The following is a 9,198-nucleotide window of genomic DNA, read 5'->3' on the forward strand; positions in this document are numbered from 1 at the left end:
GCGTCTATAGAAATATCTTTGATGCCATGGCAAGGAGTTTAAATATCGAAAAAATAGCCAAAACCTTTGATGATGGAGAGGAGCACTATTAAGGGTTGGAAGTAGCTAAAAAAACATATAAATAGTGGTCATACGGCGGGCTTAAAAAAGAAAAATTAAAAAACGAACTTAGACAAAAAGAAATCAGCAAAAAGAGCATCTCCACCTTAATTGATCACATCAACGATAGTTTTATGTTCGATAAGGAATGGGATCACTTCTACTCTCTTTTTAACGAAATACACCCCGCCTTTATTAGTAACTTAAAAGAGAATCATCCGAACTTGAGTGAGCGCGATTTTAAATTATGTGCTTTAATCCTTATGAAATTCACCTCCAAGGATATTGCCACCTTATTTGGGATCTCTGTAAGTTCGGTCAAGATTGCAAGGCATCGATTAAAGAAAAAACTCCATTTGGAGTCCAATGAAAAAGTACTCGATAGGCTCTTGGAGATTTCAAAAGTCACTACCACATAGAAATTTTTAGAATTTTGGAGAAAGCGGTAGATGGAGGCACAAAAAAATATTACAAATAGTAATCACCTAGTATTAGAACTCTAATGTGCTACTACTTGTAATATTTTTCAAAAACTTCTTCGTGTAAAGTGCCTCACGATTTTATTGAGGTACTACCTCTGAATTTTCAACCTCGGTCACTGTGATGGTCTGTGGCCCAGCAGGGAATTTCCAAGTAAAGACATCACCCTTACGGTGACCGTATAAGGCAAATCCCATTGGTGAAAGGATTGAAAATAGATTTTGTTTTATATTGCTATCCTTAGGATGGACAATCTTAAATGTATTTGTCCAACCATTACCTAAGTGAACTGTCACCCTTGAATTAAGACGTACTGCATCATCAGGCATTTCTTCCTGAGTTAAAACTTGTGAATCCTTAAATTCCTCCAACAATTCCTTAACAGACTGCTTAAGAACATTATCATTAAAATAATTTGAATTCTTTACTAACTCTTTAAGAACCTCTAGTTCATTCTTCTCGATGATTAATTTTGTTTTTTCCATGATCTTATTCTTGTAATGAAGATAATTTCTTCTTTTTATTGTTTGTTTAAAAGTCTAAAATTGGTGTGTAATATAAATTTAATTGTCTTGCTGTATACCTTATGCATTACATATTAAACAGCAACAGGTATCCCAGAAGAATCAAATGACCCCTCTAAAACCTATTTCTTGACAATTATACATAATAATGTAAGGTATCCCCCAGCTAATTGACTTTTTCAAATAAATTAGCCTAGCGAAATACCCTTAATTATTTTGAATTCAAAAAGAAGACAAAATGTACTCACCTTATAATAGCAAATGTTATGCCTTATTTTAAGCCCACACCCCCTATCTTTAATAAGATACTTACAATCAATAAGTTAACATAAAAATGAGAATATTTCAAATTATTTTATGGGGAATAATTCCCCGCTTAAGAAAATACGCCCCGATAGGATATCTGGCATCAATTCGCAAGCAAAATAATAACTCCCTTAGAAAAAGTTAGGTTACCGCTAGCGGTGGCATTGATTTTAAACCTTTATAGGGTGTGGTTTGTTAAATTACATTCCTCTATGAACAAGCCGGGCCTCGCTCATAGAGGAATTAACCATAAGTTACATGAAAATCTTACCTCTGCTCAGATTCATCCAGTTCCCATCCACCCCCTAAGGCACGATAAAGATGAATTCGAGCTGTCAGCAAGTTCGTTTTAGTGGTGACCAAATTTAACTCTGTTTCCAAAGCCTCCCCCTGAGCTCGAATTACCTCTAGATAATCTGCAAAACCAGATTGAAACAACATACGAGAACTCTTTAGAGCATTCTGTGCTACGGATTGTTTTTTAATGGCAATATCTAATTGATCCTCTAATCTTTGTAATGACACCAAGGTATTTCGAACATCAACTACAGCACTGTATACATTGCGCTGAAAATCAATTTCTGCCTTATCGCGTTCTAGTTTAGCAACTTCAAATTCTGTTGTGAGCTTTCGACCATTTAAAAGTGGTGCGGATAAGCTTCCTACAATACCCCCTAGCAATGACCCTGGAATATTAAACCAGTTCTGTGGCAATACTGATTCTAATCCTCCCTCCATGGATATCGACAAATTAGGCAAACGTTGCGCTTGGGTAACCCCAACGCGAGCATTAGCAGCCGCGAGGCCATAAAGAGACACTTGAACATCTGGGCGGTTCTGTATCAAATACAAAGGCAACCTATGCACCTCCTGGTAAGGCAATTCATCCTTGATTACACTAGTGCCTCGATCTACTTTTCCAGGTAATTCACCAACGAGCAAACGCAAGTTATTTTCTTGAATTTCACGGGTTTCTTCCAGCTGAGACATGAGCGCAGAAGCCTCTAGTACTTGAATTTCTGATTGCTGAACTGCTAAGGCAGATACTTCGCCTGCATTGTATAGCAGCTTAATCATTTGCAAGGTACTATCTCTAAATTTGTGATTCTTACGGGCCACCTCAAACTGCTCATCCAAGCGTAAGAGGGTGTAATAGTCCTCCGCTACTGTAGCTACTAATTCAGTTTGTATCACTTTACGAGCTACATAAGATTGCTGATACAATGCACGAGCACCAATTTTTTGATTTCTCAATTTTCCCCAAATATCAATTTCCCAATCAAAAAGCGCGGTACTACTAAAGGAAGAGTTATTTACAAATCCATTTTTTGGAGGGTCCGTCCCTTTGTGCTCATACCAACCGGATTCAGGAGAGTTACTACTATTCTCTGAGCTCCACTCTCTTTCGATGTTCAAAAGATTTAGATTGAGTGTTGGAAGAAAAGCAACTTTAGACTCCTTGTAATACTGATCATTTATGGCGATATCCTTATCAGCCATACGCATTTCAAAGTTATTCTTAAAGGCACTTTCAATGAGTCGACTCAAAGCGGAATCCTTAAAGAGTTGCGCTCTAGGGATCAGTACGCTATCGGGCACTTGTGATATGGAGTCAGGAAGTCGAAAAACCGCTGGGAGTTCCATATCCTTTGTGGAATAATCTTTTTTGGCGCTACAGGCAACCAAAGAGATAATAAAAGTTATTACCGTGATGTATTTTAAACAACTTCGCATGGCTACACTTATTTTTCTCTTTTAATATTAACTTTTAATTTTTCATCCAAGGTTTGGAAGACAACAAACAACACCGGAATAATAAACACTCCTAGAATCACCCCAGATAGCATTCCTCCAGCTGCTGCATAACTAATCGAATGGTTCCCCACTGCCGATGGTCCGGAGGACCACATTAATGGAATCATCCCAGCAACAAATGCAAGAGATGTCATCAAAATAGGACGCAAGCGCAAACGTGCACCAATGATTGCCGATTGTACTATACTCATACCTCTTTCTCTTTGCTGCATTGAATATTCCACAATCAATATGGCATTCTTAGCCAGGAGTCCTATCAGCATCAGCAACCCAACTTGTACATAGATATTGTTTTCCAACCCGACCAAATTGATCAGTCCATACACTCCTATAAGGCCCACTGGAACGGATAACAAAATTGAAAGTGGTAAAATATAACTTTCATACTGAGCGGTAAGTAGCAAGTATACAAAAAGAAAGCTAAGAATGATGATAAAGGCTGTTTGTCCTGAAGATAATTTCTCTTCGCGACTCAAACCAGTCCAGTCCGTTTTGTAGTTCCCAGGTAGCTTTTCTTGAGTCACCTCCTCAATGGCATCCATTACTTCCCCTGTACTATAACCACTAGCTGGGATAGCACTAACCTCCACGCTGTTGTACATATTATGCCGAGTGGTAATTTCTGCACCAAAACTTCGCCGAAGTTTTACCAATGTGGAAACTGGAACCATATTCCCGTCTTTACTACGGGCGTATATGTTATCGAGGGAGGATGGTGAAGCAGTAAGGTTTGGCTCTCCTTGAACATACACAAAGTTCAAGCGATTAAAAAGATTAAACTCGCTGGTTCTAACACGAGAATAATAGCGCCTTACATTGTTTAACATGTCATAAATACCAACGCCCATTACCTTTGCCTTTTCCCTATCTACCTCAATCTCCATTTGAGGGAAATTGGCGTCGAAGGTAGTGGTTGCTTGTAATATTTCAGGACGTGCATTGAGATCCGCTAAAAATTGTTGAGATACCTTTCCAAGGGCTTGAAAATCTTCACCAATAACATCCTCAACTACGAATCGCACTCCATTTTGATCCCCAAAACCTTGAACGGTAGGACGCGTATATACAGAAACCTCCGCATCCTTAATACCTGATAAATCTGCTCTTAATGTATCAATGAATTGATTAATATCCCGGATTCCTTTTCGCTGGTTATGAGGATACATATTAATATACCCCATGGCATAAGAAGAGCTCGTTGTATTATCAATAGCATTATAACCTGAAGAGGTGGATATGGTTTTAATTTCTTCACGATCCTTAAATTTGGTTATGGCTTTTTCAAGTAAATTGTTAGTCCTTGCCAAAGAAGAACCTGGAGGAAGTTTTAAAGAGAAGATTATAAATCCATTATCTTCATCTGGAATAAACGAAGAAGGGGTGTACTGCATGGCTAAGAATCCAAAGAGCGATATGATGGCCAATCCTCCTAAGGCCAATTTTCTTCTTCTAATGAGTACAATGATGGATTTAATATACCGATGAGACATCTTGTCATAGGCGGTATTAAAATTCGCAAAGAATATCTTTAAAAGAGATCGGGCTTTGTCTCTTTTTCTCTTAGGTTTATTAGGATCTATTATTTGACTTTCGGAGCTTGTGTCCTTGTCCTTATTGGGATTTTTAAGAATCAGCGAACAAAGCGCAGGTGATAAGGTCAAAGCATTTATTGCAGAAATCAAAATCGCTATAGCTAACGTATAGGCAAACTGCTTATAAAAAATTCCTGATGGCCCTTGCATAAAACCAATGGGCAGAAACACAGCGGTCATTACCAAGGTTATAGAAACAATAGCTGGAGCAATTTCTCCCATGGTACTTACGGAGGCCTGATAAGGGTTTTCATTCCCCCGCCCCATTTTCTCGTGTATAGCTTCCACCACAACGATTGCATCATCCACCACAATACCAATAGATAACACTAAGGCAAACATGGTCAGGACATTTATGGAGAAGCCTAATAAATAAATAACGAAAAAGGTTCCTATTAAAGCTACAGGAATCGTAATTGCAGGAATAATAGAGGTTCTAAGGTCTTGCAAGAAGATAAATATAATAATAAACACCAGAATAAAGGCCTCTATCAGGGTATGCACCACCTGTTTAATTGAATTATCAACCTGATCCTTAACACTATAAGAAATATTATATTTCATCCCCTCTGGAAAAGTTTCAAATAACTCTTCCAATGTCTGACGTATGGCAATATCAATATCTCGTGCGTTCGCTCCACTGTTCTGGGTAATATCCATGGTCAGCCCCGGCATCCCATCCACCGTATTCATCGCATTGGTATTGGTAGCTTCAATTCCCACACGTGCCACATCTTTTAAGCGAAGTATCGACCCCTCATCAGTGGTTTTTAATATAATATTTTCAAATTCTTCCTTGGATGTAAATCGACCACCGTATTTAATGGTAAGCTGAAACTCTTGATCCGTGTTCTGACCGAACTGTCCTGGAGCAATCTCAAAGTTCTGATCATCAATTGCTTTATCAATATCACTAGGGACCAATTCATAGGCCCGTAATTTATTAGGATCCAACCAAATCCGAACGGCGTAGTTCCTCCCACCGATTCTCGATACCGTTGCCACCCCATCGATACGTTGAAGGGGTCGAATGATATTAATATTGGTGAAGGACTGTAAAAAAGTTTCATCAAAGGAGGGATCATCACTATAAATATTGATCGTCATAATAGAGCCTGATTGCCGAGGTTTTACAGTAACCCCACTTTCAATCACCTCCACTGGAAGGTTGGTTGTTGCGTCAGAAACTCGGTTTTGTACCTTTACAGCAGCCTCATCTGGATCGATACCCTGTTTAAAATACACCGTTATCGAAGCGCTCCCAGTAGAGGCCTTAGAACGCATATAATTCATCCCTTCTACCCCATTGATGGTGGTCTCTAAAGGCATCAGTACACTACTAGTTACAGTTTCTGCACTTGCTCCAGGATAGGAAGCGGAGATGTTTACACTCGGCGGCGCAATATCTGGAAAACGCGTAATGGGTAATTCCACCAATCCAACAAATCCTAATACAAGGATAATCAGAGAAATTACTGTTGATAAGATAGGACGATCTATAAATTTTTTTAACATTGCTTTTGAAATTTATACATGATAACCGCCCCTTATAAATTTTAATAACACAACCTCATCAATGGACTTGATTGAAGTCAAGGCGCTTAAAAATTATAAATAAAGAGTGGTTAATCAGCTTGTTTTAGTTAATCCTTATGATTCATGGAATCAATCAACTTTTGGGAATTACTTGTAGGAGCAACCAAGGTATCAGGAAGATAAGGCAACGGTTTGATTTTCGTACTGTCCGATACCTTCTCCATACCTCCTACCAAAATTCGATCGCCCTTTTGCAGTCCAGCTGATACAATATACTGGTTATTTGGAGCTTCTGATTCTATTTCGATAAGCTGTCGAACAGTATATCCCTCAGGCGTCAATTTTATTACAAACTTTTTAGCTTGCAATTCAAAAGTTGCTTTTTGAGGAATTAAAATTCGTCCCTTTTTAAGATCATGTCTAACTAAAGTAACAGTATTTCCTGAACGCAACACAGCATTTTCATTAGGAAAAGTAGCTCTTATAGTTACGGTACCCGTCTTTCTATTGACTTGTCCAGAGGTTGCATCAATAAACCCATCCTTCGAGTACTCTGTGCCATCAGGCAAAATTAAGGAAACTCTTTGCCCTATTTCTTTACCTTTTTCTTTAGAAACAGTATCTCTTACAGTTGGATCGGTTTTTATCAGTTTGGAGAAATCCGATTCGTTAACTGAAAAATAGACATATATCTCTTGTACACCAGTAAGTACTGTTATTGGCTCATCATCACTTGGTTTTACCAAGTTACCAAGTCTTTTTTTGATCCGACCAATATACCCACTAACAGGAGCGGTAATGGTAGTATAACCCAATACAATTCGGGCATTACTTACAGCGGCGGAGGCTTGTTTTAAATTCGCCTCTGCTACTTTATAATTTGATTGTTCTTTCTGGAGTCGAACAGGAGCCATTACTTCATTCTCCACTAAGGGCTTTAATCGGTCAACCTCTGTTTGTGCATTTATAAGGTTTGCTTGTTCGACATTCTCCTCAGCTATGGCGCTATTAAGATCTTCTTGATATTGCGAAGGATCAATTTTAAAAAGCTTATCTCCTTTCTCTACGTGATCACCTTCATCTACATATGCCTGCTGTAGTACGCCTTCCACTTGTGGACGAATTTCAACGTCATACTTGCCCTCTACAGTTCCTAAAAAATTATTATCAAGAATTACAGTTGTTGTATCTACTTCAAAAACTGGAAGAGCAAGCTCATTCAAGTTTTTATCATCCTTTTTGGATGAACAGCTAATCAATAATAGTAGTAAAGTTGATAAAACGCTAAGGATACTGATGCTACCTTGCGAAAATCTTTTCATTTAATTAAAACTTTAATCATTAATATTATTTAATTATTTAATTATTTAATTTAGGTTGTATAGAGTGGATTAAATTAATTAAAAATTGTGAATACAGCAACAAAACCAAAGTTGCATTAATTTCATTTTGCATACCATACCTACGTGAAATTCTTTTAAATGGATTTTTACGGACGTAAAAAAGCAGAATATTAACCTTTTATTTAGAAATTATTACTTTTGATAGCTTTTAAAATACTGAACTAAGAATTATGAAAAAATCCTACCATTATAAATATGATTAAAAAATATTGGACATTATTATTAATTTTTGGAGTGAATTTAATCTTCAGCCAAGAGAATAACTGTGACTGCATCAACGAACTTAATAATACTTCCGAACTAATTGAAAACGCTAAGAGCTATAATTACCAAATAAAAAGAACAAACAGAGAAGCTGAATTTAAAAAATGGAAAGAAGAAATAAAACAAGAAATATTGAATGACAGTTTAAGCCAGTTTTTTTGTGTGGGCTATTTACAAAAGTATATATCATTTATAGATGACAGACATAACGAAATTTATTTTGTTCCAGATAAAATAGCTAAGAATGTACCTTCATATTCGAAAATAATTGACACTATTTCTGAAATGAACGATAGCATTTCAGGAATATACTTTGCTGGAAGCGATAAAATTTTGGTGAAGAAAGAAAATGACAGTACTTGGTATGGAATTACCTTAGAATCTAATTCGAATGAGTGGACTAAAGGCAAAATAAGATTGCGTATTAATAAAACGGCCGATGGAAATTTTGAGCTTTTTGAGTATCATAAGAATGGTTTGCTCTTTTATCAAAAAAATATTGAAATTTCAAAAGGTAGAATCCACTCTACCTTTTGGAACAAGGAAAACGAATACTTTTTCAATGAAAATCATAAAGAAAATTTCACTTATAAATCTGTAAATCCTTCGTTTGATTATATTGGTATTAAGACTTTAACCAGAACCCATAAACTAATTAAAGAAGCGGATAATTTTTACGACAATTATTTAGATAATCTAACCAAAAAAAAACTAATAATAGATTTAAGAAATAACGGTGGCGGTTCTATTAACCAAGCAAAACCATTAATCAAAGCATTAAAACGGAACAAAGCAATCCAAAAGATTTATGTTTTAATTAATTTCAAAACTGCAAGTGCTGCAGAATTAACAGCCTTATCATTAAAGGAAAATGAAAGAACTATTTTGGTAGGAGAAAATTCAAAAGGAATGCTTGCCTACGGTTACGGCAACCGATCTTTTTCTACAAAAACAAATTGTTCAGAATTTAAAGTCGTTTTATCGACAAAACGTACCAATAAAAAATACCGCAAATACGAATACGTTGGGATAAAACCCAATTATAATCTAGATAATAATTCCGATTGGATTGACCAAGTAATAAATTTAGAAGCAAAAAAATAACTGTGGGCAACATCGGGGTCGGGTCTGTAAGGAGTATTTCATAAAGTGTGTAAAGTTTAAAATATGGAGGGTTAA

Annotated in this window: 6 protein-coding genes; 2 read left to right on the top strand and 4 right to left on the bottom strand. The window is 36.6% G+C overall.

The annotated features are described in order from the left end of the window. Positions 1-233 precede the first annotated feature (233 nt). Positions 234-518 carry a helix-turn-helix transcriptional regulator gene (locus VKY50_RS01875; protein ID WP_324298274.1) on the top strand — a complete coding sequence of 95 codons (285 nt, stop codon included), beginning with the start codon at positions 234-236 and terminating at the stop codon, positions 516-518. A 141-nt stretch (positions 519-659) separates the two neighbouring features. Here the strand turns inward: VKY50_RS01875 and VKY50_RS01880 are convergent, their stop codons facing one another. From VKY50_RS01880 to VKY50_RS01895, 4 genes are all read right to left on the bottom strand, one after another. Beyond that, the gene (locus tag VKY50_RS01880) at positions 660-1,064 is read right to left on the bottom strand and encodes a GreA/GreB family elongation factor (RefSeq protein ID WP_324298276.1); all 405 of its coding nucleotides are present in this window, start codon (positions 1,062-1,064) and stop codon (positions 660-662) included. A 612-nt stretch (positions 1,065-1,676) separates the two neighbouring features. Beyond that, positions 1,677-3,143 (bottom strand): TolC family protein, encoded by a 1,467-nt coding sequence (locus tag VKY50_RS01885; RefSeq protein ID WP_324298278.1) that lies wholly within the window; start codon positions 3,141-3,143, stop codon positions 1,677-1,679. Positions 3,144-3,151: 8 nt separating this feature from the next. After that, positions 3,152-6,331 carry an efflux RND transporter permease subunit gene (locus VKY50_RS01890; RefSeq protein WP_324298280.1) on the bottom strand — a complete coding sequence of 1,060 codons (3,180 nt, stop codon included), beginning with the start codon at positions 6,329-6,331 and terminating at the stop codon, positions 3,152-3,154. A 128-nt stretch (positions 6,332-6,459) separates the two neighbouring features. Next, the gene (locus VKY50_RS01895) at positions 6,460-7,674 is read right to left on the bottom strand and encodes an efflux RND transporter periplasmic adaptor subunit (RefSeq protein WP_324298282.1); all 1,215 of its coding nucleotides are present in this window, start codon (positions 7,672-7,674) and stop codon (positions 6,460-6,462) included. Between the two features lie 276 nt (positions 7,675-7,950). Between VKY50_RS01895 and VKY50_RS01900 the strand changes: the two genes are divergently transcribed. Then, positions 7,951-9,123: a S41 family peptidase gene (locus tag VKY50_RS01900; protein WP_324298284.1), complete on the top strand. Its 1,173-nt coding sequence runs from the start codon at positions 7,951-7,953 to the stop codon at positions 9,121-9,123. The last annotated feature ends 75 nt before the right edge of the window (positions 9,124-9,198 follow it).

It is taken from the genome of Galbibacter sp. (assembly GCF_035306585.1).
In the GTDB taxonomy this organism is placed as follows: Bacteria; Bacteroidota; Bacteroidia; order Flavobacteriales; family Flavobacteriaceae; genus Galbibacter.